Source organism: Novosphingobium sp. TCA1 (assembly GCF_009811895.1).
GTDB lineage: Bacteria > Pseudomonadota > Alphaproteobacteria > Sphingomonadales > Sphingomonadaceae > Novosphingobium > Novosphingobium panipatense_A.
On sequence record NZ_BLJH01000003.1, the window covers coordinates 101937 to 127818 of the forward strand.

General features: G+C 63.3%; 23 protein-coding genes and 1 pseudogene. 12 read left to right on the forward strand and 12 right to left on the reverse strand.

The window, feature by feature from the left end; translation table 11 throughout:
* Window positions 1-111 precede the first annotated feature (111 nt).
* The gene (locus tag NTCA1_RS05740; RefSeq protein WP_159829189.1) at window positions 112-267 is read left to right on the forward strand and encodes a hypothetical protein; all 156 of its coding nucleotides are present in this window, start codon (window positions 112-114) and stop codon (window positions 265-267) included.
* Window positions 268-460: 193 nt separating this feature from the next.
* On the opposite strand, the gene NTCA1_RS05745 is transcribed toward NTCA1_RS05740, so the two are convergent.
* A complete protein-coding gene (locus tag NTCA1_RS05745) occupies window positions 461-700 on the reverse strand; it encodes a hypothetical protein (RefSeq protein WP_159829191.1) in 240 nt (79 codons plus the stop codon).
* 359 nt (window positions 701-1059) lie between these two features.
* On the opposite strand from NTCA1_RS05745, the gene NTCA1_RS05750 reads away from it, so the two are divergent.
* From NTCA1_RS05750 to NTCA1_RS05760, 3 genes are all read left to right on the forward strand, one after another.
* Entirely contained in the window at window positions 1060-2202 is a 1143-nt protein-coding gene (locus NTCA1_RS05750; RefSeq protein WP_159829193.1) for an integrase arm-type DNA-binding domain-containing protein, read from the forward strand.
* Between the two features lie 115 nt (window positions 2203-2317).
* Window positions 2318-2773, forward strand: a complete 456-nt coding sequence (locus tag NTCA1_RS05755) for a helix-turn-helix domain-containing protein (RefSeq protein WP_159829195.1) — start codon at window positions 2318-2320, stop codon at window positions 2771-2773.
* Window positions 2774-2775: 2 nt separating this feature from the next.
* Complete coding sequence (locus NTCA1_RS05760; RefSeq protein WP_159829197.1) at window positions 2776-3366, forward strand: PIN domain-containing protein; 591 nt, start codon at window positions 2776-2778, stop codon at window positions 3364-3366.
* A gap of 126 nt (window positions 3367-3492) precedes the next feature.
* Here the strand turns inward: NTCA1_RS05760 and NTCA1_RS05765 are convergent, their stop codons facing one another.
* Both NTCA1_RS05765 and NTCA1_RS05770 read right to left on the reverse strand, forming a co-directional pair.
* A complete protein-coding gene (locus NTCA1_RS05765; RefSeq protein WP_159829199.1) occupies window positions 3493-3762 on the reverse strand; it encodes a HigA family addiction module antitoxin in 270 nt (89 codons plus the stop codon).
* Between the two features lie 37 nt (window positions 3763-3799).
* Complete coding sequence (locus NTCA1_RS05770) at window positions 3800-4561, reverse strand: hypothetical protein (protein WP_159829201.1); 762 nt, start codon at window positions 4559-4561, stop codon at window positions 3800-3802.
* Window positions 4562-4834: 273 nt separating this feature from the next.
* Between NTCA1_RS05770 and NTCA1_RS05775 the strand changes: the two genes are divergently transcribed.
* From NTCA1_RS05775 to NTCA1_RS05790, 4 genes and pseudogenes are all read left to right on the forward strand, one after another.
* On the forward strand, window positions 4835-6799 hold the full coding sequence (locus NTCA1_RS05775) for a hypothetical protein (protein ID WP_236549115.1): 1965 nt from the start codon (window positions 4835-4837) through the stop codon (window positions 6797-6799).
* Window positions 6800-7243: 444 nt separating this feature from the next.
* Window positions 7244-9307 (forward strand): AAA family ATPase, encoded by a 2064-nt coding sequence (locus NTCA1_RS05780; RefSeq protein WP_159829203.1) that lies wholly within the window; start codon window positions 7244-7246, stop codon window positions 9305-9307.
* Window positions 9308-10043: 736 nt separating this feature from the next.
* Window positions 10044-10931 (forward strand): annotated as a pseudogene (locus NTCA1_RS05785) (ArdC family protein).
* Entirely contained in the window at window positions 10928-11098 is a 171-nt protein-coding gene (locus NTCA1_RS05790; protein ID WP_159829205.1) for a hypothetical protein, read from the forward strand. Before NTCA1_RS05785 ends, NTCA1_RS05790 begins: the two are co-directional and overlap by 4 nt.
* Before the next feature lie 173 nt (window positions 11099-11271).
* On the opposite strand, the gene NTCA1_RS05795 is transcribed toward NTCA1_RS05790, so the two are convergent.
* A complete protein-coding gene (locus NTCA1_RS05795; RefSeq protein ID WP_159829207.1) occupies window positions 11272-11490 on the reverse strand; it encodes an AlpA family transcriptional regulator in 219 nt (72 codons plus the stop codon).
* A gap of 320 nt (window positions 11491-11810) precedes the next feature.
* Complete coding sequence (locus NTCA1_RS05800) at window positions 11811-11987, reverse strand: hypothetical protein (RefSeq protein ID WP_159829209.1); 177 nt, start codon at window positions 11985-11987, stop codon at window positions 11811-11813.
* 46 nt (window positions 11988-12033) lie between these two features.
* Between NTCA1_RS05800 and NTCA1_RS05805 the strand changes: the two genes are divergently transcribed.
* Together NTCA1_RS05805 and NTCA1_RS05810 are read left to right on the forward strand one after the other, a co-directional pair.
* On the forward strand, window positions 12034-13743 hold the full coding sequence (locus NTCA1_RS05805; protein WP_236549116.1) for a TonB-dependent siderophore receptor: 1710 nt from the start codon (window positions 12034-12036) through the stop codon (window positions 13741-13743).
* Between the two features lie 25 nt (window positions 13744-13768).
* Complete coding sequence (locus NTCA1_RS05810) at window positions 13769-14401, forward strand: DUF4198 domain-containing protein (RefSeq protein WP_086494061.1); 633 nt, start codon at window positions 13769-13771, stop codon at window positions 14399-14401.
* A gap of 59 nt (window positions 14402-14460) precedes the next feature.
* On the opposite strand, the gene NTCA1_RS05815 is transcribed toward NTCA1_RS05810, so the two are convergent.
* The 7 genes from NTCA1_RS05815 to NTCA1_RS05845 all read right to left on the reverse strand — a co-directional run bounded on the left by NTCA1_RS05815 (window position 14461) and on the right by NTCA1_RS05845 (window position 24049).
* Entirely contained in the window at window positions 14461-15525 is a 1065-nt protein-coding gene (locus NTCA1_RS05815; RefSeq protein WP_159829211.1) for an AI-2E family transporter, read from the reverse strand.
* Between the two features lie 295 nt (window positions 15526-15820).
* On the reverse strand, window positions 15821-19006 hold the full coding sequence (locus NTCA1_RS05820) for an autotransporter domain-containing protein (RefSeq protein WP_159829213.1): 3186 nt from the start codon (window positions 19004-19006) through the stop codon (window positions 15821-15823).
* 195 nt (window positions 19007-19201) lie between these two features.
* A complete protein-coding gene (locus tag NTCA1_RS05825) occupies window positions 19202-21616 on the reverse strand; it encodes a TonB-dependent receptor (protein WP_159829215.1) in 2415 nt (804 codons plus the stop codon).
* Window positions 21617-21651: 35 nt separating this feature from the next.
* Window positions 21652-22596, reverse strand: a complete 945-nt coding sequence (locus tag NTCA1_RS05830; protein WP_133083576.1) for a FecR family protein — start codon at window positions 22594-22596, stop codon at window positions 21652-21654.
* A gap of 45 nt (window positions 22597-22641) precedes the next feature.
* Window positions 22642-23184: an RNA polymerase sigma factor gene (locus tag NTCA1_RS05835; protein WP_086494066.1), complete on the reverse strand. Its 543-nt coding sequence runs from the start codon at window positions 23182-23184 to the stop codon at window positions 22642-22644.
* A 91-nt stretch (window positions 23185-23275) separates the two neighbouring features.
* Window positions 23276-23449 carry a hypothetical protein gene (locus tag NTCA1_RS05840; protein WP_159829217.1) on the reverse strand — a complete coding sequence of 58 codons (174 nt, stop codon included), beginning with the start codon at window positions 23447-23449 and terminating at the stop codon, window positions 23276-23278.
* A gap of 171 nt (window positions 23450-23620) precedes the next feature.
* Entirely contained in the window at window positions 23621-24049 is a 429-nt protein-coding gene (locus tag NTCA1_RS05845; RefSeq protein ID WP_133083577.1) for an organic hydroperoxide resistance protein, read from the reverse strand.
* Between the two features lie 111 nt (window positions 24050-24160).
* Here NTCA1_RS05845 and NTCA1_RS05850 point away from each other — a divergent pair, with 111 nt between their 5' ends.
* Complete coding sequence (locus NTCA1_RS05850; RefSeq protein WP_159829219.1) at window positions 24161-24619, forward strand: MarR family winged helix-turn-helix transcriptional regulator; 459 nt, start codon at window positions 24161-24163, stop codon at window positions 24617-24619.
* Between the two features lie 427 nt (window positions 24620-25046).
* Window positions 25047-25859, forward strand: coding sequence for a ferredoxin--NADP reductase (locus NTCA1_RS05855; RefSeq protein WP_159829221.1), 813 nt, complete (start codon window positions 25047-25049; stop codon window positions 25857-25859).
* The last annotated feature ends 23 nt before the right edge of the window (window positions 25860-25882 follow it).

Consider the following 25882-nt stretch of genomic DNA (forward strand, 5'->3'; position numbering starts at 1 on the left):
GCTTCGGCTCCGCCTTTTTTCGTGAGGCGCGGCAAATTCGGCTCTCTGCTGGCACCCCTGCATCGACGGCGCGTTGCATAGTCAGATAGACCATCTCGCAGGTTTTCCGCCATGACTAACATCGACGATCTTCGCAGCTTGACCGAGGATGACGTTACTGACGCGCTCAAGGGTGCATACGTCGGTTTTCCGATTACGTCGCCAGCCGAGCTGCTCGAAGCGTTTCAGCGCTTGCTCGATACGAAGCTCGGCGAGGACGACAGCTAGTTCGCAAAGTCGCGCCGGAGCACCTTTAGCGATGCCCGGGCGTAATCCAGCATAACCCGTTGCCAGTAGGGCCCAGCGTCCGCCCAGGGCCGCCACTCATTGTCAGGGTCGCGCGTCTCTTGCGTGAGCCACATAGCCTCCGCCATCTGCTCAATCAGCGCTTCCTCGTCGTTTGCAGTGCAGATCCGGCACGTCATCGACCAGCGCCCATATGAAAGAGGTTGGGACGTGGCTCCGGTGCTCGTACCTGGAGTTCTTCGAAGCGGGCCAGGATGAATTGCACCGCGGCCGCTTGAGCCTTCCGCGCTTTCGCCGTGTCCTTCACCAGCATGTCACGCTGCACCGATCGTGGGATCTCCTGAAAACCGCGAGTGATCTCGAACCGGACTTGGTCCGCAGTCAGGACCCGAGGGAAGCTTTGTTCGTTCTCCATTGGAACATCATAGGAACATCCGTCCGAGTCGAGAAGAGACTTCGGGACGCCATTGCGGCGGACGATTCGCAAGGTTAGGTTTCCTGTCAGGAATTCGAACTCCTAGCGAAAATCGGCTGGGGGTATAATCCGGGGTATCGGATTTAGCAGCACAAGCTGCACCCGCAGAAATCCGCCATTTATCGCGCCACTATTGGCGGGCACCCTCTCCGCCAAGGGACCATCCCACCACATTACGATTCAGTCTCATAAACCCAAGGATTTCCTTGGTTTATGCCCTGATTCACATCCCACCGCATCTCACTCCATCGCACGGCGTCCGAGTCGTTTCGTGGGAAGAAATGTGGGAAGGTTTTGGCATGGGAAAACTGTCCGCAACGAGCGTTAAGGCGGCCACTCGGCCGGGCCGATTGGGTGACGGCGAGGGCCTATACCTCATCGTCCAGCCCGGCGGTTCAAAGAGCTGGATGTGCCGTGTGCAGAAGCATGGCCTGCGGCGGGATTTCGGACTTGGCAGCGCTTCGAAAATCTCGCTTGCGACCGCCAGAGAGATGGCGAGGGAAATCCGTAGCTGGATGGAGATGGGGCTCGATCCCATTTTCGAGCGGCGCAAGGCGCAAGGCATACCCACCTTTCGCGAGGCGGCGGCAAAGGTGATTGCCGCCAATGACAAGACCTGGCGTAATCAGAAGCACGCGGCACAGTGGTCCAGTACGCTGGAGGCCTATGTCTTCCCCCACATCGGCGATCGTCAGATCAATGAGATCACGGGGCCCATGATTCGAAATCTCCTTGCCGAGATATGGCTTACCAAGCCCGAGACCGCTCGCCGCGTTCGCCAGCGGGTCGGCGCAATTCTCGATTGGGCTTATGCCTCCGGCTTTCGCGAGACCGAGGCTCCGATGCGCGCAATCACCAAAGGCCTTCCGCGTCAGCCCAAGAAGGACGGCCATTTCGCCGCCATGCCTTATGACAAGGTCCCGGCCTTCCTGCGCCGCCTCCCCGAGCGCGAGACGTTCAGCAGGCTCGCCTTGCAGTTCGCGATCTTCACTGCTGCTCGTTCAGGCGAGGTGCGGGAGGCCACATGGGGTGAGATCGATTTCGGTGCCAAGCTCTGGACCATCCCCAAAGAGCGTATGAAAGCCCAGCGCGAACACGTGGTGCCGCTAAGCGACGGCGCCTTGAAAATTCTGCGGCGGTGTCAGGAATTGAGGTTGGGAGAGGCCGCTTTGGTCTTCCCAGGATCGCGGCCCAAATCCCCCTTGTCAGACATGACCCTTTCCAAGCTGCTTCGCGAAATGCGCGAACCCTACACGCCGCACGGTTTTCGTTCGTCGTTCCGGGATTGGGTCAGTGAGGAAACCCAGCACCCCAGCGATGTTGCGGAGGCGGCGCTTGCACACGTGGTGAAGAACAAGACCGAGGCGGCCTATCGTCGAGGTAACCTCCTCGAGAAGCGCCGGGTTATGATGGAAGACTGGAGCGTATTCTGTGTCAGCTAGCGTGCAATTCCTCTTGAATGACGCGCTGAATGGGAGCGATTATGATTTTCGTATATTTCACTTGTTGCGTTCATTGCGAATATCGTATGCTCGCGCGCAGCAGAGGAGCCCAATCATGACCATCCCAGCCTTCGCCGAGGAAATCGGCGCGCGCCTGCCTTCTGCGAGCGAGAAGGTGGCGGCGAACCAGTTGCGTCAGATCATTGCAGCTCACGCCGATGGCGGCGCGACACTTCGCGTGCTGGATGACGACCGGCAGCCCGTCGACGTGACCCTAACCCCCGCGCTGTCGCATTTGCTGCTCGATTTGCTGGGTCACATCGGACGGGGCGACGCCGTGACGCTGGTGCCGGTCCACCAGATGCTATCGACCCAACAGGCGGCTGACATCCTGAACGTGTCGCGTCCCCACCTGATCTCGCTGTTGGACAAGGAGGCTATTCCCCATGTCTTGGTGGGGAGGCACCGCCGCATCCGCGCTGAAGACCTGTTCGCCTACAAGCAGGCGCGCGACGCGCGTCGCGGCGCTGCCTTGGCCAACCTGGCAGAGAATGACTCGGAGCTGCTGTAGCCTTGTTCGCTAACCGCTATACGGCATTCGTTGATGCGTGCGCGCTTGTGGGTGTCCTTAAGCGCAACATGCTGCTCACGCTCGCAGAGGCGGGATTCTTTCGCATTCGATGGTCCGCCAAGGTTCTCGACGAGGTGGAGTTGGCGCTCGAACGGATTCATGCGGACAAGGGGCAGGACGGTGCAGCCGCGATCGCGCACCGCCAACGAGTGAATATGGAGACGGCTTTCGAGGAAGCGGCCGTCACTGGTTATGAGGCACTTGAGTCTGCTTGCGCAGCGATCCCCGATCGAAATGATCACCATGTCGTCGCTGCTGCCTTAAAGGCACAGGCGGCGACGATCGTGACTGACAATCTCAAGGATTTTCCCGCCGATGTGTTGACCGGCCTCAACATCGAGGCGAAGTCCACGGACGCCTTCATCGCAGACACCATCGAACTTGACCCTGGCCGTGCGGTTGGTGCGCTCAGATCGATGCGGGAGCGTTTCAAGAATCCGGCTCTGACTGCCGAGACCTTGTTGCTCAAAATCGAAGCTGTAGGCCTGAATGAAACGGCAGGCACGCTTCGGCCTTACATCGCGGTGTTGTAAGCCAGCGGCATTCAGGCGCTCGTAGGATGACGCGCTCGACCGAACCCTGCGTAAGCAGCGGGAATTTGAGCACGGTTCGCTTATTTGCGACGATCAGGCGGATTTGGCGAGCCGTGTGACGGCGAGCTAGTCCGCGTGCTCACGCAACTGGGCAAGATCGTAGGCGGTTTGCATGCGCATCAATGTCTCGGCGGAGACGCCAAACGCCTTCTCGAAGCGCATCGCCATTTCGGCCGAGAGCGCGGTCCTACCATTGAGCAAGTTGTTCATCGTCGCGCAGGTCACGTCCAGCGCCGTGGCCGTGCTTTGGACCGTGAGGTGATACGGTTCCACGATATTGCGCCGGAGCCAAGTGCCCGGATGCGTGAGGATCGAAGGGTGAACCGTGATCGCCATCAGTGGTAGTCCTCCAGATCGAAGTCGCCGATCGCTGCTACCAAGGCCTGTTGTCGACGAAAAAGTCGATCATGACGCCGATGTTATTCCCATTCGCATCGGTCATTCTGAACAGGGGATATTTTCGTCTTCCGTGACCGCCGTAAAGAATGATCACTGCTCCAGCCTTATCGTCACTCTCGATCCTTATTGATTTGAGACTGGAGTCGGCTCGCTCGGGCGACTTTGGGTGCATCAAGTCGCCAATCCTCAATGTCCAGCGGCCTAGATGATCTCCGGCGATCTCCCGCAGCACTCCGGCGGGAGAGAAGGCAAAGCAATATGCATCGATACTGAGCTCGATGCCTTCGTCGTCTGTCAGCGGCTCGATCAGCGCGACCTCTCTGTCGCTGTCAAGCAATAGGAACACGTGCGAAATGTGCTCTTCGTAGTCATGGGTCTCCACGGAGCCCAGATGAGCTACCGTGAACATGACGTCGTAGCGACCAGGCGCAACCGTTACTGTAACGCCGCTTTCAGGTGTGTCTGCGTTCGCGACCGACAGTAGTCCGTCCGGAATCTGTACATTCCCGGCCGCTTCTCTTCGACTATTTTCGAGCGTTTCCTTCCATGCCTCGCCGATCCGCGCTGTCCAATCGGGATCAGGCCGGACCATGTAGCTGACTTCGGAACGCAATGGATCCTGAATACGTGAGACGCCTTCCTCGCGCTCCACTTCAGCGACATTTTCCGCTGATAGGCCGATCCGTGCTGCGATGGCTCTAAATGCTGACCACATAGGCACCTCAGGTACGTTCAATTTCCCAAAATTTCCACGAATTACTGTCACGCTAGGTGGTCCAGAAAAGCTACACCACCTGTGGGGACACGATTGCCAAGGCGCGTATCTGGCAGCTCACCTAACAGTGCGGTGCTCTTCTAACAGTAGCGATGTTAAATACCTGCCTTGGCGTTAAAATTCCTGGTGCGGTCCCTCTGAGGCCTTGTCTCGTGGCCGCAATTTTGCCGAAAGCGCGCCCCCCGATCGGAAATCCTCGGGGAGCCAAATCAAACACTTCGGAAAAATCACCCCATGTCATCGAATTCAAGCCGTGCGGCGAGCGTCGTCGCCGGCACCAGGAAGCGCGGCGTCGTGCGCAAGATCCCGAGCGAATGTCCCACGCCCGTCACGAACGAATGGATCGATCCCCCCGGCTTTGCAGATGCCCTTCGCCTTCACCTGGCCCGATATCAGGAATCCTACCTTCTGCTCCACCGGGCGGTGATCCGGCCCGATGAGACATTCGATCCCGCTACCATCAAGGGATGGTGTTCCGGCAAGAGGACGCCGCGAAACACAGCCAGCCTCGACGTTCTTGCGCGCATTGAAGCGCGTTATGCGCTGCCCAAGGGCTACTTCAAAGCAAAGCTGCCGCATCAGGCACGCGCACCGGCAGGCTTGAACCTCGGCGGCATTCCGCGCGCGGAGCAGCGCCGGTTAGCCTGGCATCTGCCCGATGATTTCAATGACCGCCCGCTCGCGGAACGCGGCGAAATCCTGAACTGGGTTCGCACGGTCGTGATATCCGGTGCTACGGAATATCGCCGTTACCAGGCCGAGGCGGCGAAGAACCGCTATGGCCTCTGTTTCCCAACTCTCACCGGGCGCAAGCCGCAGGCGATTTCCGCGAAGCTCTCCGAGGATGAGAGGGCGGTTTATCATGATGACGACGCCCTGTTGTCGAACAAGATTGCGCCGCCGGGTTTGACGACCGAGATCACGCAGCTGGTACGCTTCAAGTCGGCGACGCTGACCGACATCGGCTTCCAGCGAAGCGGCGTGTGGAACGAGGAAACGACAGCCATGCGGTTGGAGCACCTTGGCCTGATGTTCGGTGCGATGGTTGCTTCGCCGAAGGGCTCGATCGGCGGACTCGGCATTCCGATGCGCCACTTGACCCTGGCGCTGCTTGTCATTCCCCGCCTGTGGGACTGGTATATCCAATGGCGTGAAAAGCGGCGCGGATTCTTCACCCGGTGGGAAGTCGACATGCTGCGCAACGGTATGGCGTTTACTCGTCAGGAGACCGGCTGGCTGCGCCAGATGGCGCCGCTCGCAGAGCGGCTGGTGCCGATCGAGGGCATTGTCACTGTGGACGAGATCGACGTGCTGCGCGCCGATTGGTCGTCCGCCTGCGATCGGCTTCATTCTCATGCTTCTGCGCGAGCGAAGGAGATCGAGCGCGTTGCGCGGGTCCACCGTGATCCGTTCGAGCCGATCCTGCCGGTGCTCGAAGCGGACAGCCCGGTGGGAGAGTACCGCAAGATAGCCGATGAGATTCTGCGGCTTGCTCCTGATGCCAACCGGCATCCGCGCGCGGCGGCGGAAGCGGCGCGCTCCTTCCTGCTCATTCGTCTGGGATTGCACCTTGGGCTGCGCCAGAAGAACTTGCGGCAGCTTCTTGTCTGTCCGCGCGACCAGACGCCGCGAACCGAGCGTCAGCTTGAGATTTTGAAGCGCGGTGAAATCCGGTGGAGCGACCGCGATAGCGGCTGGGAAGTGCTTATCCCGGCGGTTGCGTTTAAGAATGCGGGTTCGTCCTTCTTCGGCGGGCGTCCGTTCCGGCTGATCCTGCCCGATCTTGGCGATCTCTATCGCCATATCGACCAATACGTCAGGCGGCACCGGTCTGTGCTGCTTGGCGGCGCGGAAGATCCCGGCACGTTCTTCGTCAAATCGGCGAAGGTCACGAGCAGGGATGCCGCCTATGACAGCAACACGTTCTACGAAGCCTGGCGGCTGGTCATCCAGCGGTACGGCATCTTCAACCCTTACACCGGCCGAGGGGCGGTCGTGGGTTTGCTCCCTCATGGGCCTCATAACATCCGCGATGTTCTTGCCACGCATATCCTGAAGCAGACCGGCTCGTTCGAGCGGGCAAGCTATGCGATCCAGGACACGCCTGAAATGGTGGCGAAGCATTACGGACGGTTCCTGCCGCAGGACAAGTCGGCCCTGGCTGCGCAGATACTCAACCAGGTTTGGATGGCGGCGTGACCCGGCCACCCCGTGCCGAGGCGCGACCGCGCTCTATTTCGCTGACGCTCAACCGAGCCGCCTGCGGCGTCTCGTCGGCATAGCCGTGACGATCGCTGGCGGGGCGGGCGCTATTCGCATCCCGTCAGTGGTCTCCGCGCCTGTGGCGGGTCTGCTTGTTCCTCGGCTCCAGGGCGACGGGGGCGTGACGGCCCCTTAGCCCGGCCATGGCGCGCTGCAACCTGGGCGGAGCCCAGGTCTTCCACTCTGTTCCGGCCCTTCGGGTCTCTATACGGCGCTAGCCTTGGGGCCTAACGATCTTGCATTCGAACATAACGTGTTATTAAATAATCAGATTTACCAAAGGCTTCGCTACAAAACCCAATCGCACGATCCGGATCCAAACTCGGTAGACAAAGTCTGCAACTCCGATAGGGCCGCGCTATTCATTTCGCTGGGAATCATATGGGAACGATCAAGAACGATGTCGTCGCGCGTCATCTCAACAAGCACGACAGGGAGCGAGATCTGCTGACGCCGTTCCTGACCTGCTTCGATGTGACCTGGGGCACACGATACCAGCGGCAGAAGATCGACTTTTCGGCTTATTTCTTGGCACCAGAACAAACGGTCAAGGATCAATTTGGAATTGATGCCGAGATCCTACTGATCATGTCGGATTTTTCCGAATTGCAGAACCGCACAATGCAGGCGATCGACGAATTTATGAAATCGCTCCCAGCACGTGGCCGGATTGATCCGACTACAGTCTTCTTGGTGAGCCCCGATCCGAAACTTCGCGAATGGGTCGCCTCTTATGCGGCGCTCAACCCCCAGTTTCGCGTCACCATCGCGCTGTCCCATGATGAGATCAAGGCCGGCCGTGGAAATCCCTATTTCCTGCGGGCTGCCATGTCGGAACAGCTATATGCCCGTGATCTATTCAACGATCAGCTTCCGTTGAAGAGCGACACTTTTTTCTTTGGCCGCGACAAAATTGCTGCGGAGTTCGTCACTGCGGTCAAGACGTCCAACAACAGGGGGCTGTTCGGGCTACGCAAGACGGGCAAGACTTCGCTGCTGTTTAAGGTTCGCCGCATGGCCCAGCAAGACGGTGCGAAAGTCCTGTACTATGACTGCAAAGATCCGGCGATCCGCACCCTCGGTTGGACCGATTTTCTTGAGCAGATTATCAGTGATATTCATAAGGTTTATGGCCGCAGGCCCAAGCAGAGGGAAGGTCATGTGTCCCGCTATTTTAAAGAGATAGTCGGAGACCTTTGCCAAGATAGTAACCTGTGCATCATCTTCGACGAGATCGAGTGGGTATCGCCAGTTGCGATTATCGACACCCATTGGCACAAGGATTTCGTTCCCTTTTGGCAAACGATGTGGACGACTCAGAGCGAGCACCGCCAGCTCAGCTTCATCGTTGCCGGGGTAAATCCAGAGGTGACTGAACGGGCCGAGGTCGACGGCGTGCAGAACCCGCTATTCGGTATCATCGCACCGGTTTATCTGACTGGATGGGACGAAAGCGATGTTCGCAGCATGCTTCACAAATTCGGAAAACGAATGGGACTGAAGTTTGACAGCGACGCCGTTGTCTACATGTATAAGCGCTACGGTGGCCATCCGTTGTTGACAAGAATGGCCGGATCCTACGTAAACGCCGCGATTAGCGCCAAGAATGCCGCTCGACCTGCTCGTATCCCGACAAAAGACCTCCAAGAAGGCGAGGGCGAGCGTGAAGCGGAGATCATGTATTATTGCCACCATATCGTTTCGGAATTGAGTAAATTTTATCCCGACGAGTATGAAATGTTGAAATGGCTTGCGACGGGCAACGAGGCAGACTTTCACGACTTCGCCGCGAACGGAAACCAGATCCGCCATCTCCGGGACTATGGCCTGATCAAACCATCCGCTAACGGTAGAACGGAGATTGAGATACCAGTTCTTGCTCGTTACATCATGGATGAGCAGCGCAGGTCGGACAAGGCAGAGGACATCTATGTCGTGCCGGCTGATAATCGCTTGCTTTGGTTGCGTAATCGGCTCGACCGGATTGGGACCGATATCCGTCGCCTCGACAAGCTTGGTCAGAGTAAGGGTAAGAGGCCCCTTTATGGCGCCAACGGTTTTCCGGAAGCGGAGAGGCTATTCGCAGTTGCTTGCGTGACAGACCAGTCGACCCTTGAGAATTTCCTCAACACATTCAACAGGTGCCTTGTTGAGCCAGTTGAATCTATGGGCAAGGCATTGTCTATTAAGGATTATTTCTGGGTCGAGGTAAAGGCCAGCTATCCGATGTTGTGGGAGTCCCTTCTGCGGATCAAGGTTTATCGCAATGAGGCGATGCACATCGACCTAACCCCGCGCGTTACGGCTCAGTTGGCAGATATGAAGACCCGAGACTTCATGGGGCGTGATCTCACTTCCATTCAGGATCATCATTTCTTGATGCAGCAGAAGGTACTCGACGGCCTATTCCTTGCGACGATGGTGGAGACGGATCGCCTACTCTGAATCAACCGCGCATGGTCCTGCTCACGCTTAGTTAGGCCATCGACATTCGGAAGAGGACCATTGCCCAACCTGAATATTTTCGATGAATTTGAGATGTAGGCTTTCAGGGTGTCGTGTAAATCGTGGAGGTAGCTGCGAGCGCGTTCCTGACTGCAAGGCGCACTGTCAGTTGACCGGTTCTGAGTTGAGCTGATTTTTCACAGACGGCAGGCACGGCGAAAATTCGCCTTGCAGTCGTCCCGGTGAAACGTTGCCAAATCTCAAAGCTGTGCCCGACTTCACTGATGAGGTGGGAGCATTAGAAGAATTCCACACCAGGTCGCGCCTGGCTGGGTCCTGGCCGAAAGATTAAGTTTCTTACAGGTGAGGGCAGTAAATGAGCCGCCCCATGCTTGAGCACGGCCGCGCTCTATTTCGCTGACGCTCAACCGAGCCACCTTCGGCGTCTCGTCGGCATAGCCGTTTCGATCGCTGGCGGGGCGGGACGCTATCCGCGTCCCGTCAGCGGTCTCCGCGCCTTTGGCGCGTCGGCGTGTGCCTCGGCTCCAAGGTGACGGGGGCGTCACGGCCCCATAGCCCCGCCATGGCGAGCTGCAACCTGGGCAGGCCCAGGTCCTCCACCCTGTTCCGGCCTTTCGGTGCACCCCGCCATTTCAGGCGAGGCTTTTGGTCCGCTCCTGCCGCCCCCGCCACCCCGGCGCCGGTCAATGGCGGTTTGAGGAAAGGAACAGGAGAAATGGAAAGGACCAATCGCCAGAGCCTCTATGGAGAGGTCACGTCTCGCATCATTGCCGAGCTTGAAGAGGGCAGGCTGCCTTGGGTGCAGCCTTGGGACAGGGCACGGTGTCCCTGCCTGATGCCGCACAATGCTGTTTCCGGAAGGGTTTATTCCGGGATCAATATTCTCATCCTGTGGTGCGAGGCGGTGGAATGCCGGTTCGGCTCGCAGCGCTGGCTCACTTACAAGCAGGCCTTGGCGGCAGGCGGTCATGTCCGGCGCGGCGAGAAGGGCACGGTCATCTGCTATGCGGATCGCTTTACTCCCAAAGCCGAGAGCGAGCAGGCGCGGTGCGAGGATCGCGAGGCCCGGACGATTGCGTTCCTGAAGCGTTTTGTCGTTTTCAATCTCGATCAGATCGAGGAGCTGCCGGAGCGGTACGCAGAGGGACCGGCGGTTCCCGATCCGGTCATGGCGATTTCCGAGGTGGACCGGTTGATTGCGGCAACCGGCGCGGACTTCCGGATCGGCGGCGACGAGGCGTTCTATGCCCCCAAGCAGGACTATGTGCAGGTGCCCCCGCAGGCGGCTTTCCATGAACCGGTGAACTGGTTTCGGACGGCACTTCATGAGATGGGGCACTGGGTCGGCGGCAAGGCGCGATTGGACCGGGATCAGACGGGCAAATTCGGCTCGGCCTCGTATGCAAAGGAAGAGCTCATCGCTGAGATGACTTCGGCTTTTGCCTGAGCGTCATTGGGTATCCAGCCCACGGTGCGACATAGCGATTACCTCGGCTCATGGCTTGAAGTGCTGCGCTCCGACGAGAAGGCGATCTTCCGGGCGGCCAGCGCTGCCAGCAAGGCAGCCGATTACCTCCTCGCCTTCGGGGAGGACGCGGCATGAGGTGGTATATTTATCTGCTGGAGCAGCGCATCCACGAGGCTTTCCTGCGTAATGCCTTTCCCGAGTACGAGCAGCCGGAGTTGCGGCGGCTGGCTCGTGCAATCTACTCGCTTCCATACCTGCCCAATCGGGCCTTCTGCCTCTGGCGGTTTGAAGGCCTTCTATGAGCAGATCGCCGAGCGTATGGGCATCAGTGTTCGCCGGGTGGAGAAAGAATTGGGCTGCGCGATGGGCATGATTGTGCGCTCGCGGGATCGGCAAGAGCGCAAGGGCTGGTAAGCAACCGGGGCGCGTCCGCTGCGGCGGACGCGCCCCGGCCTTGTTTCAGGCGCGAGGATTTTCAGGCCCGCGGCGAGAAGTCGTCGACCAGGTACGAGATCGGACTATTCATCCATTCGGTAACGGCGCTCTCGCGCCAGCCGCAGCAGCGCTCGGCAATGCGAACCTGCCTCGGGAAGGTGCCCGACTGGATCTTGCGGTAGAGGGTCGCGCGGGAAAGGCCCGTGCGTTCGAGAACGACATTGAGGCGCAAGAAGCGATCATGGTGCGTCATGTTCATTGGCGTTGTCCTTTCCTATTCGTGAGGTGGACTGGCCGGCCATGAGCAAGATTGGGTCAATTCGAGCAGGGCGCAAGTACCCCAAACGCCCGTAAAACGGTGGAATTCCTTCAATCGGACGTCCTGGGACGACTGAGGTCGACTGGGGACGACAAAATAATTTTGTCGCAGGATTCGCACATCCTTTGACTGTGTCCCAAGCCGTCTCAGCCCGCGTCTCGCACGCGAGCCTCAACCATCTCACGAGCCCGAATCACGCCAGAATTCGACGACGATTACGCCGCGTTTCAGTCTGGAATGTCAGAGCCGCAGTGGTGCGATCAGGATCGAACTGCCCGCTGCCGCGACCGCGCATGGCCGGTGACCAGGCACACATGACCGAGCAGCGCGGCAACCAATGTCCGAACCTCATCGGGCGTGAAGCCGCCATCGTCGGGATGCTGGCCATCGGTCAGATTGCGGCGGTTCCATTTCCAGTAGGGCGCCAAGATCTGCATCAGCCGCGCCGTCTCCGGACAATCATATCAGAACTTCCGCGGCGAAGTGGATATTTCGGCGCCGCTCGCCAAGGGCGTTGCCGTTCGCGCGGGCGCCATGGTGCAGGACCAGGACCAGTTCTTCGATGTCGCCCATCGTAACCGCCTGAACCTGTTCGGCGTCGGCAAGGTCGACATCGGCGAGCGCACGACCGTTACCTTCGGCGCCACTTACGATCGCTTCAAGCCGGCGATCCAGTCCGGCCTGCCGGGGATCATCGGCGGTCTCGACGGCAGCGACGGACAATTGCTCGACGTGCCGCGCTCGACGTACCTCGGCGCCGACTGGAATCGGTTCAAGTCGGAGATCTGGTCGGTCTTCGCGGATGTGACGCACGAGATCAGCGACCGCTGGACCATCCGCGCGAGCGGGCTCTACACCGATGTAGAGCGCGTCGATGTCTACAGCTACATCGGCAATCAGCCGATCACGGCGACCAACGGGCTTACCAATCATATCGCCTATCGCGGCGACAGCTTCATGAAGTCGCATTCGTTCGACTTCAACGCGGTGGGCAGCTTCCCGGCGTTCGGGCGCGACCACACCTTGATCCTGGGCTTCGATTATCAGGACAGTTCTTATCAGTCCTACTACACGCGGCTCTCCAACTATGCCCGCATCGACGTCTACGATCCGGTATCGCCGCTGGAGCCGCCGCTGAATCCCTACGGCCCGCTGCCTTACTATCCGGTGCAGGGCAGCAATGCGACGTGTCCTGACAGCACTACCGTCATCACGCCCGCACCAGCCAACTGCGTCATCCAGAACTGGGGCGGCAGCGACACGCGCATCACCCAGTACGGCGCCTATGGCCAGCTTCGTTTCAGCCCGGTCGAGGGCCTGACCGCGATCGGCGGCGGTCGTCTGACCTGGTGGGATACCGATACGCAGACCCTGCTGCCCACCCTGGGCCGCAAGTCGGGATACATTATCGAGGCGCGGTTCACGCCTTATGCGGGGCTGGTCTGGGATGTCACCAAGGACTGGAATGTCTACGGCTCCTATGCCGACAGCTTCACCCCGCAGGCGGCACCGGCGGGACGCAGCCGCCCCGACGGGAAGCAGATCGAGCCGCTGCTCGGCGCGCAGTATGAACTCGGCACCAAGCTCTCGCTGATGGACGATCGCCTGCTGCTGTCGGCGGCGGCCTATCAGATCGAGCAGACCAACCGTCTGTTCAACGATCCCGACGATGCGACCGTGGTGCTCCAGATCGGCAAGGTTCGCGCGCGCGGCTTCGAGGCGGAGGCGGCGGGCGAGATCCTGCCGGGCTGGCGGATCAACGGCGGCTACAGCTATACTCGCACCAAGTATCTGGAGGACGCCAACGCCACGTTCGAAGGGCTGCCGCTGGTGCCGATCATTCCCAAGCACTCGGTCAAGCTCTTCACCAACTACAAGGCGCCTGCCGGTCCCCTGGCCGGGCTCAGCCTGGGCGGCGGCCTGACCTGGTTCAGCTCCACCTACGGCGGCAATCCGGCTGTCTACAACGCCGCAGGCGGTGTGGTCACGCGGTCCTCGATCGTTCGCCAAGGCGGATATGCCGTGGTGGACTTGCGCGCGGGCTATGAGTTCGACGAGAAGATCTCGCTCTCGGTCAATGTCAACAATGTGCTCGACAAGAACTACTACGCGCGCATCTCGTCCACCGGACGCGGCAACTACTTCGGAAGTCCGCGCACGGTATTCGCCACGCTCCGTTTCGCCTATCCGTAAGTCCCGAACGTCAAAGGAGTTCGATATGAAAACCAGGTATCTTGCCCCGCTGCTGCTTGCCGTTCTGGCACCTGCCGCGCAGGCCCATGAAGTGTGGATCGAGCGCGACGGCGCCGGTCCGGCGCGGATCTATCTCGGCGAGCCCGCAGAGGCGCTGCCGGCGGGCGGCGACCCGGAGTTCGACCATCTCAAGGCACCCAAGCTGGTTCCGGCAAGCACGGCGGCGATGGCGCGCAAGGCAGGCTATCTGGAAGTGGCCGTGCCGCCGGGCGACGTGCGCGCGCAGGACGACAGCGTGTTCGAGCCCTGGGGCGAGGCAGGCAAGAAGGAAGCCGTGGCCTATTACGCCCGCGCGGGCCGGGCCGATGCGCGCGCGGTCATGCCGTTCGAGATCGCGCCGGTGGCCGCGGGCGGGGACCGCTTCGTGGTCGTGCGCGACGGCAAGCCGGTGGCCGATCTGGCCGTCACGGTGATCTCGCCCGAGAAGTGGACGAAGGCGCTCAAGACCGATGCCCAGGGCGTGGTCGCGGTGCCGGTGCGGGAGAAGGGGCGCTATCTGCTGACCGCCTCGCAGAAGGACGAAGGCGCCTTCGAGACTTCGGTGGGCAAGGTCGCCGTGCTTCACCGGATTGCCACCACCAGCTTCGTGGCCGAGTGATGGGATCGGCCGGGGAACGATGCGTCGTTCCCCGGCCCCCAATACTCAATCCTTAATTCTCAATCCTCTGGGGCGATCCGCTGTTCGGTGAAGATCGTCCAGCCGGTCATGAAGAGCGCGCCTGCCAGCGGGCCGAGCACGATGCCGCTGAGGCCGACGAGTTCGATGCCGCCCAGCGTCGTCACCAGCACCAGCCAGTCGGGGATGCCGGTATCCCGTCCGACCAGCATGGGGCGCAGCACGTTGTCGGCCAGGCCGATCACCAGCACGCCGGAGCCGACGACCACGATGCCCTGCCAGATGGCGCCGGTCGCCAGCAGGTAGACCGCGACCGGGGCCCAGACGATGGCCGGGCCGATCGCGGGGAGCAGGGCGGCGATGGCCATGAGCAGGCCCCAGAGCAGAGCTGCCGGAACCCCCACGATGGAGAAAGTGATCGCGCCGAGCGCGCCTTGCGCCAGCGCGACGAGACCCGAACCCTTGATCGTCGCCCGCACGACGGTGACAAAGCGTTCGGAAAGGCGGCGGCCGACGCTGGTTTCGAGCGGCAGGGCGCGCACGACCGCCGGTCCGATCAATTCGCCGTCGCGCAGCAGGAAGAAGGTCACGTAGAGGCCGACGCCGAAGGCCAGCACGAACGAGGCGGCATTGGCGCCGATCGCAAGGGCGCGGCTGGCGATCACGCTGACGCTGTTGCTCACCGCCTGGCTGATCCGTGCCTGCGCCCGCTCGAACGAGTTGAAGCCGAAACTGTCGAGTTGCTGCTGGACGCGCAGCGGCAGCGCGTCGTGGATCTTCTGGAAGTATTCGGCGAAGTTGATCTGGCCGTCGCGCATCTGCGCATAGACCCCGGCGGCTTGCTCTACGACGAGGCTGGTGATGATGAGGGCGGGGATCACCACTGCCACAGATATCACCAGCAGCGTCACGGCGGCGGCAAGATTGCGGCGCTCCGGCCAGCGGGCCAGCAGGCGCTGGAACAGCGGCTGGAACAGCAACGCCGCCAGCGCGGCCCAGAGCAGCGCGCCGATGAAACTGGAAACGACCAGGGTGAGAGCGATGGTGATCGCGGCGAGGAAGAGGATCAGTCCCCCGTTCTCCACGCGCGCCCGGTTCATGGTCATGTCTGGAATTGCCCCCTTGGTCGTCTGGTCACGCGTCGAAACGCGCCGCGCGGGGGTTTGCTCCGGCGCTTTGCCGTGTGTCAATTCCCGAGGCTTGCCGGGACGGCGTTTGTCCGGGCGGAAAAGGGTCCGGCCCCGGTCGCATTGGGACGACCGGGGCCGGAGACTGGGCGAGAGGAACGCCCTGCGCCTAAGGGGGGCGCCGGGTTGGGGTGGGGCGGGGTTCCTCCCTCGGCAACCGACCGGCTGGGGCGCCGGATCGATTGCCTTTCCAGCCTTTCTCAGGAGCGGGCGATCACCAGCCGATGGTGACCGAGCCGCGCAGGGCCAGATCGACGCGGCCGTGGCGATCCTCGGCGGCGAGTTCGCCGCCCATCGTCAGGCCCAGCGTGCCGCCGACGGCGCGCAGGCGTGCGAACCAGCCGCTGGTCGCCTCATCGCCGTCGAGCGTGAAGTTCTGGCCGCCCGCGAAGTGGGCCGTGGTCGAACCGATGCCGCCGCTGACGATCTCGCGCCAGCCGCCTTCGGTTTCCACGCGGAACCAGTTTTCGTCACGGCGCTGCATGCCCATGAAGTCGATGCCCAGCGTCATGCTGCCGTTGACGCCGAGTTCATCGCTGGTGCGCGAGGCCACCGTGAGATCGAGCGCCTTGCCGCCGCCGGTCTCGGTATAGCCGTCTTCCTTCAGGCGCACGTAGTCCACGGTCACGGCCGGGCGATAGAAGAAGTGGCTGCCGCCGCCTTCCCACGCCGCGCCGCCCGATGCGGTCACGAAAGTGCCGTCCCACTTGCCCTTGATCGTGCGATTGACGTTCTCCGTGCCGATCGCGCCGACGAACTGGCGCTCGCTGTCATGGTTGGAGCGGCCGATCGAGGCGCGTCCAAAGCCCTGGACCGCGCCGAACTGACCGCGCCAGTGGCCGGCGAGTTCGAAGGAGTTGGACTTGATCTCGCTGGTGCCGCCGCTGGTGTGGCGATTCCAGATGTACGAGAAGGTGCCGCCGAAGCGGCCGATCCCGGTGAGGTACTCGGCGCCGAGCGACATGGCGTAGCCGCTGAGGTTGTAGGCGGCGCTGGCACCGGCCTTCTTGTCGCTGCCCCAGAACGAGAGGTTCATCGTCGTGCTGAAACGGCCTTCGCCCCAGACCGGGTTGGCCGGATCCATGAGCTGGCGCGCGACGGTGCGGGTGCCGAGGCTGATGCCCTCGAACGATCCGCCTGCGTGGTCGGGCAGCATCTGACCAACGGCCTGGCGGAACTGGTCGCCGTTGGTGATGCCCAGGAACACGTCCTCGATCTTCTCGTCCTGGCTGAGCGCCGTGAAGATCGCGTTGTAGGCGGTGGCCTGCGAGCGGTTGAGGCCGAGTTCGGCCACCGTGCGGCGGGCGACGTCGACCACGATGGTATTGGCGGCGGCCGTCTCGTCGAGGGTGGCCTTGAACATGAAGGGCACGAGGTCGGTGGCGGCATCGAGCTGGTCACGGCCCAGGATCGTCCCGGCGGTGAGGACCTGATAGCTGCCCTCGGCGGTCGAGACGTCGGCCAGCCGGATCGAGAGCTTGGCGCCGTCCGCGAAGGATGCGGTGCCCGCGACATTGTACGCCGAACCCATGCCCGGGGCCTTGTTCAGCGTCACGGCGAGGACGCCGTCCTTGCCGACGTCGAGCGAGCCGATCGCGGCAGGCCGGTTCACGTCTAGCGTGCCGCCCGTGACCTTGACCGCGAGATTGCCCGCGCCCGCCAGCGCGCCGGAGAAGACCGAGGTGCCGCTCAGCGTCAGCGTATCGGTGCCGCCGCCGAAGTCGGCGGTTCCGACGAAGCGCGCAGTGCCCGCGAGCGTCATGGCATCCGAACCGGCGCCGAATGCGACATTGCCGGTCTGCACGGCGTCGCCGGAAAGGGCGAGGGTATTGTTGCCGCCGCCGAAGGTCACATTGCCGGTCACCGTGCCGTCGGCGATGTCCACGAGGTCGTTGCCGCCGCCGAGCAGGATGTCGCCGACGATCGAGGGGGCGGTGAAGCCCGCGCCGACCTGGGTCTGCTTCACGGTGACGCTGCCGCCCGCGTTCGAGAGGTCGATGGCGATGTTCTTGCCCGAACCGGCCTTGGCGCCGGTGGCGGAGATCGCGCCGCTGTTCTCGATGAGGTTCAGGGTGCCGCTGGCATCGCTGATGGCGGTGGCCGAGCCGTTCTCGTTGACGGCAGCTGCCTTGATCGTGCCGGAGTTGCGCAGGGTCGGCAGGCTGGCGCCCGCATCGATGCGAAGCGCCACGGCCTGCGCGCCGGAGGCGCTGATGGTGCCCGCGTTCTGGATCAGCGGCGTGCTGGCGCCCGCGCCGAGGCGCAGGGCCGTGGCCGCCGCATCCTTGGAGGTCGCCGCGATGCCGCCGTTGATGCCGATGCCGTTGGCGATCGTCACATTGCCGCCGAGGCCGCCGATGGCCACGCCGTTACCGTCGATGCCTGCATAGAGGCCGTGGCCTTCCACGGTGCCGTCGATCTGGAGGCCGTACTTGCTGGCCGTGCTGGCGACGGGGCCGATCGCGATGTCTTTGGTGGCCGAACCGATCACGATGGCCGGGGCCTTGCCGTAAGTCGCGACCTTGGCCGCGCCTTCGGTGGCATCGGGAATGCCGTCGCCGTCTTCGTCGGCATTGTTGGCGTCATTGTCCTTGGGCGCCACGGCCAGGACGATGCCGCCGGTCACATTGCCCTCGACCACGATAGCGGAACCGCCCTGGAGCAGGTCGTCGGCATCGAGCTTGGAGGGATCCGCAGGCGGGGTGGGATAGCGATAGCCGGTCGAGACGATCGCGCCCTGCACGACCATGGCGCCGTTGACGTCCCCGCCGAACTGCGCGCCGATCGCGTTCTTGCCCTGCGCCTGCACGGAACCTGCAAGGCGCACATTGCCGTCGATCTGGCCGGTCTTCACGCCGATCGCATTGTCGCCCAGCACATTGGTCTTGCCGTCATGCGTGAAGGCGCCGGTCAGCTTGCCGCCCAGCGAGATACCGGCGGAATCGTTGCCTTCCACGGTGATCGTGCCGCTCTGTGTGATCTTGCCGGTATGGTCGCCCTCGGTGCGGATGCCGATCTTGTTGGCGCCCAGCGCGAAGGGGCCGTCGAGATCGCCGTCCTTGTCGTCGTCGGTGGGGGTATAGGGCTCGTCCAGCGTGATCGTGCCGGTGTTGACGATATCGCCCGTGGTGCCCGCATTGGCGACGATGCCGCGCGCACCGTTGGCATTGGAGACGGTGATCGCACCGGCGTTGGCGACGTTGTGGTTGCTGTCCATCGTCACGCCGGTGCCGCCGGTCAGGACGACCGAGCCGTCCTTAGTCACGTTGATCGCGTCGGCGGCGCCGCTCTTGATCGTGGATGTCAGCAGCGGCGAAGTCTTCTTGGTAGTCACGTCTTCGGCGTGCGCCGCGGTCGCCATGGCGAGAAGCGCGGTGGAGGCAAGCAGGTAGCGAGGCATCTTCGTCCCTTCAGGTCGATATCGGGAACTGAGACGGAGACCTTCGCGGGCAGCCTTGGAAAAAAGTTTCGGGGTGGGGTGGGGGCTTCGACAGGCTCAGCCTGAGCGGGTGTGGTTTTCCTGCTGCTGCTCCCGAACCCGCTCATCCTGAGCCTGTCGAAGCCCGTTCATCCTGAGCTTGTCGAAGGATGGAAGTCAGAACCGCGCGTCGAGGCCCAGCCTCAGGGTGCGCGGGCGCAGCGGGGTCACCTGCTCGCGGCCGGTGCTGAACGGGGTGCCCAGCGAGAAGCGGTTGCCGCGCACGTCCGCAAGGTTGGTGACGCTCAGGGTCACGCCGTATCCGGCGGTCCCCAGGCGTACGTCGAAGCCGCTGTCGAAATAGTTGCCCTGCGGCGCGCCGAGTTCGGGGCCGATGCCGAGGCGCGAACGGCCGATGTAGTTGGCCCAGGCATTGGCGCTTGCCGTCCACTCGGGGCCGATCTCGTGCGTCCATGCCATGGCGGAATGGCCCGCGAACCGGGCGATGTTCGGCACCTGCATGCCCCGCGCGGAGACATAGCGCAGCACGTCCGCGCGGGAGAGGGTGGCGGCGGCAAGGCCGACCGGCGCCAGCACGTACTGGACGAGCGCTGCCGATGGCTCGTCCACCTTGCTCTCGTTCCAGGTTGCGCCGAGTTCGACGCGCAGCCCCGGCGCCAGCAGCACGCCGCCCGAGAGGCTGGCCGACCAGACCCGGCCATCGCCGATGTTGGCGGTGCTGGGCAGGCCGGAACCGTCGATGAAGTCGGCCTGGATATCCTGCCAGCGCGTGTAGGACAGGCTCAGCGCGAGGTCGAAGGGGCTGGACCCGGCGCGGCCATGGCGGGCGCCTATCTCGAAAGTGCCGGTGCGGTCGCTCTGGAAGCGGCGTACGGCATTGCCCTCGATGGCGAAGCCGCCGGGGCGGAAGCCCTCCTGATAGCGCAAGTAGAGCGAGTCTTCGGGCGAAAAGCGGGCGTTGAGCGCGAAGGAGGGCAGGAACCGGTTCATCGAGCGCCGCGCGGTCACGCCCGAGGCGCTCAGGAACGTGGCCGTGGCAGGCGCGATATCCTCACCGTCGCCGCCGAGGCGCGAGCGGGTGAAACGGCCGCCGCCGGTCCCGGTGAGCGGCCCGGTCAGGTGCAAGCTCGCCTCGCCGTAGAGCGTGAATTCGTCGATGGTATTGCGCACGCCGGTCGCCGCCTTGCGCATGTCGAGCAGGGGGCTGGAGAAGGCGCGGTTCAGGGTCGTGCGGTTGTGCGTGTAGCTGGCGCCGAGCAGCCAGCCGAACCCGCGGCGTTCGCTCTGCCAGAGGCGCGTCTCGTGCACGATCATGCGGGTGTCGTTGTCCTGCGAGAACAGGCGCGGTTCGGCCGGAGTGCCTCCATCAGGCCCGCTGGCATCGTAGTGCTCGTGCAGGTCCTGCGCGACCAGCCCGGTGGTCGAGCGCACGTTCACCGCGCCGATCCGGCCGGACAGGACGAACTGGCCGAGGGCATAGTCCGCCTTCGACCCTTCCGGCACCCGCGCCGAGCTTTCCAGGGGCTTGCCGTTCCGGTCGGCATACTGGCTGTCGTCCGCCTCGGTGCTCTGGGCGAGGGCGAGCAGGTCCACCGTCCAGTCCGGCGCGATCTGCGCGCGCAGGGCCAGCTTGCCGCCGAGCATGTCCGATCGGTTGACATTGGTGCGGCCGAGCAGGGGCTTGTCGATGTAGCCGCCGAACGTGGCGCTGTCGAAAGTGGCACGAAGCGCGACGTTCTCGCCCGCGACCGGCAGGTTTACGGTTGCGCTGGCATCGGCGCCGGGCGTGCCGTGCTGCGTTATCGATCCGCCCAGGATCACGGAGCCGCCGGTTTCGCCCATGACCGGTGCATTGGGCACGAGGCGGATGATCCCGCCCAGCGATCCCGCGCCGTAGAGCGTCCCCTGCGGGCCTTCGAGCACTTCCACGCGGGCCAGGTCGGAAAGGCGCAGGTCCGGGTCCGGCGCGTTGTAAGTCAGCCGCATGTCGCCGATATATTGGCCCACCGTCGCCTGCGTCGGGCCGGTGAAGCTGGAATCGGCGATGCCGCGAATGAACAGCTTGTTGCGGCCGCTGCCGAGATGGGTCGAGGAGACGGTGGCAAGCTGGCGCGTGATCTTCTCGGTTCCGCCGACCCCGCCCGATTCCAGTGCCTTGCCGTCGAGTATCGCAAGCTGGCCGGGCACGTCCTCGACCCGCAAGTCGCGCTTGGTGGCCTGGACGAAGATGGGCTGGCCATGCGTCTCGATCGGCGGACGCGGGGGCGTGGCCCTGGCAGTTTCGCGGATCGGCCGAGCGGCCATTGCCGGGGCGGGCGCGGCTTCCAGACGCCAGGCCGACGGGCCGACCGCCACCACCCGCGCCCCGGCGGCACGTGCGAGGCGGCCCAGCGCCTCGGCCACTTCCATGCGCCCGCGCATTGCCGGGATCGTGCGGCGGGCCACGGCCGGATCGGCGATGACGATGCTGGTGCCGGTCTGGCGGGCCAGTTCGACGACGGCCTGCCCTGCAGTTCCGGCACGCGTGACCACGACGTCCTCGCGCGCGAGGACGGGCAGGGGCATGGCCATGACGGCCGCCAGAAGCCATGCCGCACCTCTCACTGTCAGGGCACGTCGATCACCCAGCGCTTGCCGTCCTCGCGCACCTTGACGCCCAGCAGCGGCCCAAGCGCAGCCGGGTCGCGGCGCAGCGGGGCGGCCAGCAGCGAGCCGGAGACCGTCCGGTCTTTCTGGCCGGGCGCGACGACATAGGCCACGCCGGTAATGCGGGCGAGGTCGGCGGCAGCGGCATCGAGGGGCGTGTTATCGAACGTCACCCGGCCCTCCCGCCATTCGCCGACTTGCGCCGCGGCGATCTTGCCGAGCGTATAGTCACCGGAGCGGCCGCGACGCTGGAGCACTTCTCCCGGCGCGATCCGCAAATCCTGCGCCTTCGGATTGAACTGCACCGCGCCTTCCGACACCGCGACGCTGAGGTCCTCGCCGTCGCTGCGCACATCGAACACGGTGCCGACATCGACCAGCGAATCCTCGCCCACCGTCACGCGGAAAGGTCGGGCTTCGTCGTGGCGGACGGTGAAGAGCGCCTGGCCGCTTTCGAGCCGCGCGAAGCGGGGGTCCTTGCGGTCGAACGCCATGGCGGTGCCGCCTGCCAGATCGACGCGGGTCTGCGCATCGAGCGAGACCGTACGCACTTGTCCCGGCGCGGTTTCGACGCGGTAGAGGTCGCGGCTGCCCGCCTGCCAGATCCACAGCGCGCCGACGACGGCCAGCGAGGCGGCCATGGCACTTGCGATCCAGGGCGCGCGCCGTGACCGGGCGGGACGCAAATCGGGGGCATCTTCATGGACATCGTCGTTGGCGGGGGCCGAAGCGGCGATCAGGTCGGCCGCGTCGGCGGCAGCGGCGGCCACGGCGTCGTAGGCACCGGCATGGGCGGCGTTCGCTTCCAGCCAGCGCGTGAAGCCTTCCCAATCCTCGAAGCCGGGATCGCCGGTGCGCAGCGCCCAGTCGAGCGCCTCGGCCCTGATCTTGTCGTCTTCACTCATCGCGCACTCCTTCTGCGACGAAGACGGAGACGATTGCTTCAGGCCTCATTTTGGGGCCTCATCGCTGCGTTCCTTCCATTCCACCAGCGCCCGATAGGCCACGCGCAGATCGCTTTCCACCGTGCTGAGGCTGACGCCAAGTTCGGCGGCGACATCCTTCTGTGCCGCGCCGTCGATCCGGTGGCGACGGAACACGCGCGAGACGCGCGGCCCCAGGCTTTCGAGCAGCGAGAGCACGCGGGCGGCTTCCTGCGCGGCGGCAAGGCGGCGCTCGGCGGAGGGTTCGGGGGAGGCACCGGCGTCGCCCGCATGGACGTCGCTCCAGTCGCGCTCGCGAACCACCGACTGGCGGGCCGAGCGGAAGCGATCGATCATCAGGAGATCGGCCGTGCGAAACAGGTAGGAGAGCGGTGCGGCGACCGGGCCGGGATTGCTGCGCGAAATCTTCAGCCAGACTTCCTGGACGAGGTCCTCGGCCGAATCGCCCGCGCCGCGTGCGCGCAGGAAGTGCAGCAGCTTGTCCCGGTTTTCGAGAAAAGTCGCTTCAAGGCCCGATCGGGAGGAGGAAGGCGGCGCGGCAGGAGGCATGGTGGCGTTTTCGCGGGGACAGATAGACTGTCCGCGTGCTCTGGGAAAGCCTCAGCCGCGGTTCCCATCGCGAGGGGAAAGGGAAGGGCGATCAGCGCAGGGCGGCGCCTGCGGCGCGGGACTGGATGGCGCGATCGGTGAAGAGCGCGAGCGCGGCCATGGCGCCGCCGGTCAGCCCTGCCGTGCCCATCGCGAAGATGACCGGTTGGGCGGCGTCTGCGAGGCGGCTGGCGCGATCCTGGATGGGTTCGAAAAAGCGGGACATGGCGGGGACTTTCCTGGCTGGTTTGGCTCTGTGTCTGGACTGCGATCCTTTTCGCCTTTTCCGGGCCTTCCGGGAATTCAGATAAGTTGATTTGAATTGTTCGAGTTTTTCGAAATGCGGTGCCGGGGAAGGGCTTCCCCGGCATTCACATCCAGTCATCAGGCGCCCCGGTCAGGCAACGGCGAGCGACACCGAGACATTGCCGCGCACGGCGTGGCTGTAGGGGCAGATCGTGTCCGCTTCCGCGACCAGCGCCTCGGCGGCGGCGCGCTCGACGCCGGGCAGGGTGACGAGCAGTTCGACGGTCAGGCCGAAGCCCTTGTCGCTGCGTGGGCCGATGCCGACGGTGGCATTCACGGTGGTGTCGGCGGGCACGCGGGGCAGGTTCTTGTCCTGCCCGGCGGCAAACTTCATCGCGCCGAGGAAGCAGGCCGCATAGCCCGATGCGAAAAGCTGTTCCGGGTTGTTGCCCTGGTCGTTGCCGCCCAGTTCCTTGGGCGTACCCAGGGTGACTTCGAATGCGCCGTCATCGGTGCGGGCCTTGCCGTCGCGTCCACCGGTGGCCGTGGCGCTGGTCTTGTAGATCGGGGTGATGGACATGTTCGTTCTCCATTAGATCGTTAAAGATTAGATCGTGCACGATTTAAATGTGCCGCTCGATGCTTGATGTCAAGCATTGCGATTCAATCGCGTGCGATTTATATTGTTCCCATGACCAAGCCCCCTTCATCCCAGCCCGGAGCCGATCTCGATCCCTTCGAGGATTTCCTGTGCTTTTCCGTCTATTCGACGGGACTTGCGTTCAACCGGATCTACAAGCCGCTGCTCGATCGGCTCGGTCTCACGTACCTGCAATATCTCGCGATCCTGGCGCTGGCGCGGCAGGACGGTCAGACGGTGGGCGAACTGGGCGAGAAGCTGTTTCTCGAATCGAATACGCTGACCCCGCTGCTCAAGCGACTCGAAGCGGCGGGCCTGGTCGAGCGGCGCCGTTCCACGCAGGACGAGCGTGTCGTGCGCGTCAGCCTGACCGCGCAGGGGCGGGAAACGGCCGAAGAGGCGCGCTGCGTTCCGGCCGAACTGCTGGAGTCGACCGGACTATCTGCGGAAGGGCTGGGTGAACTGAACGAGGCCCTTAAGAAACTGCGCGGTCAACTCCGCCCCGGCTGAAGGGTTTCGGCGGTGGTTGCTTCAATGCTATTGAAAGTCGATAGCAATAAATGTAGGTCGCCGGGCATGGTTCCGCCGTCTTCCTTTTCTGGTTTCCCCGTCGTCCGCGCGAAGCGCGCGCAGGCCGGCGCTGGGCTTCCGGCAAGTCTGGCTTTCCGACGTGAAAACGCAATTGCGTTGCGGGCCGGGGCAGGAAGGCTACTAGGCGGAACCTTCATGGCCCACTTCGGCATCTTCCGGCACCGGGCGCTTGCGCCTGCGAATGCTTCTGCTATGCGCCGCAACCCTGTACAGGGCGGTTCGGCCTTTGCTGGAAATCTGGCCGAAACCCTTGACGAAACCTTGACTCTGGGGTCTCGCGCCTGTTTGGGCTTTTCATCGGGCCCGCGCGCGGGCTTCGCTACTTTACCACCCGAGGAATGAATTGATGAGCGACGGTCAGGCCGTGATGGCCCCACTTGAACCCACTGCCGCCCTGACGGTCGAGGAAGTTCTCACCGTCCGTCACTGGAACGAGCACCTGTTCAGCTTCACGATGTCGCGTCCGGCCTCGTTCCGCTTCCGCTCGGGCGAATTCGTCATGCTCGGCCTCCAAGGCGAGAAGCGTCCGCTGCTGCGCGCCTACTCGATCGCCAGCCCTTCCTGGGCCGAGGAAATCGAATTCCTCTCGATCAAAGTGCAGGACGGCCCGCTGACCTCGCGCCTTCAGCTGGTGCAGCCGGGCGACCAGATCTATCTCGGCCGCAAGCCCACCGGCACGCTCGTCACCGACGCGCTGCTGCCCGGCAAGCGCCTGTTCATGCTCTCGACCGGCACCGGCCTGGCGCCGTTCATGTCGCTGATCCGCGACCCGGACGTCTATGATCTCTACGACGAAGTGATCGTCGTCCACTGCGTCCGCCGCGTCAGCGACCTTGCCTACCGCGAGGAACTGGAAAGCCAGCTGGCCGAGGATCCGCTGGTTGCCGAGCAGGCGCTGGTGCAGCTGCACTACGTGCCCACCGTCACCCGCGAGCCGTTCCACACCACCGGCCGCATTGGCTCGCTGGTGGAAAGCGGCCGCATGTTCGAAGGCCTGAAGGGCGATGCGCGCTTCAATCCAGAGACCGACCGCGTGATGCTCTGCGGCTCGATGGACATGATCAAGGACTTCTCGCAGGATCTCGAATCCTGGGGCTTTACCGAGGGTTCGAACGCCAAGCCGGGCGATTTCGTGATCGAACGCGCCTTCGTAGGGTAAGAGGACTTCGGCCCCGGTCTCGT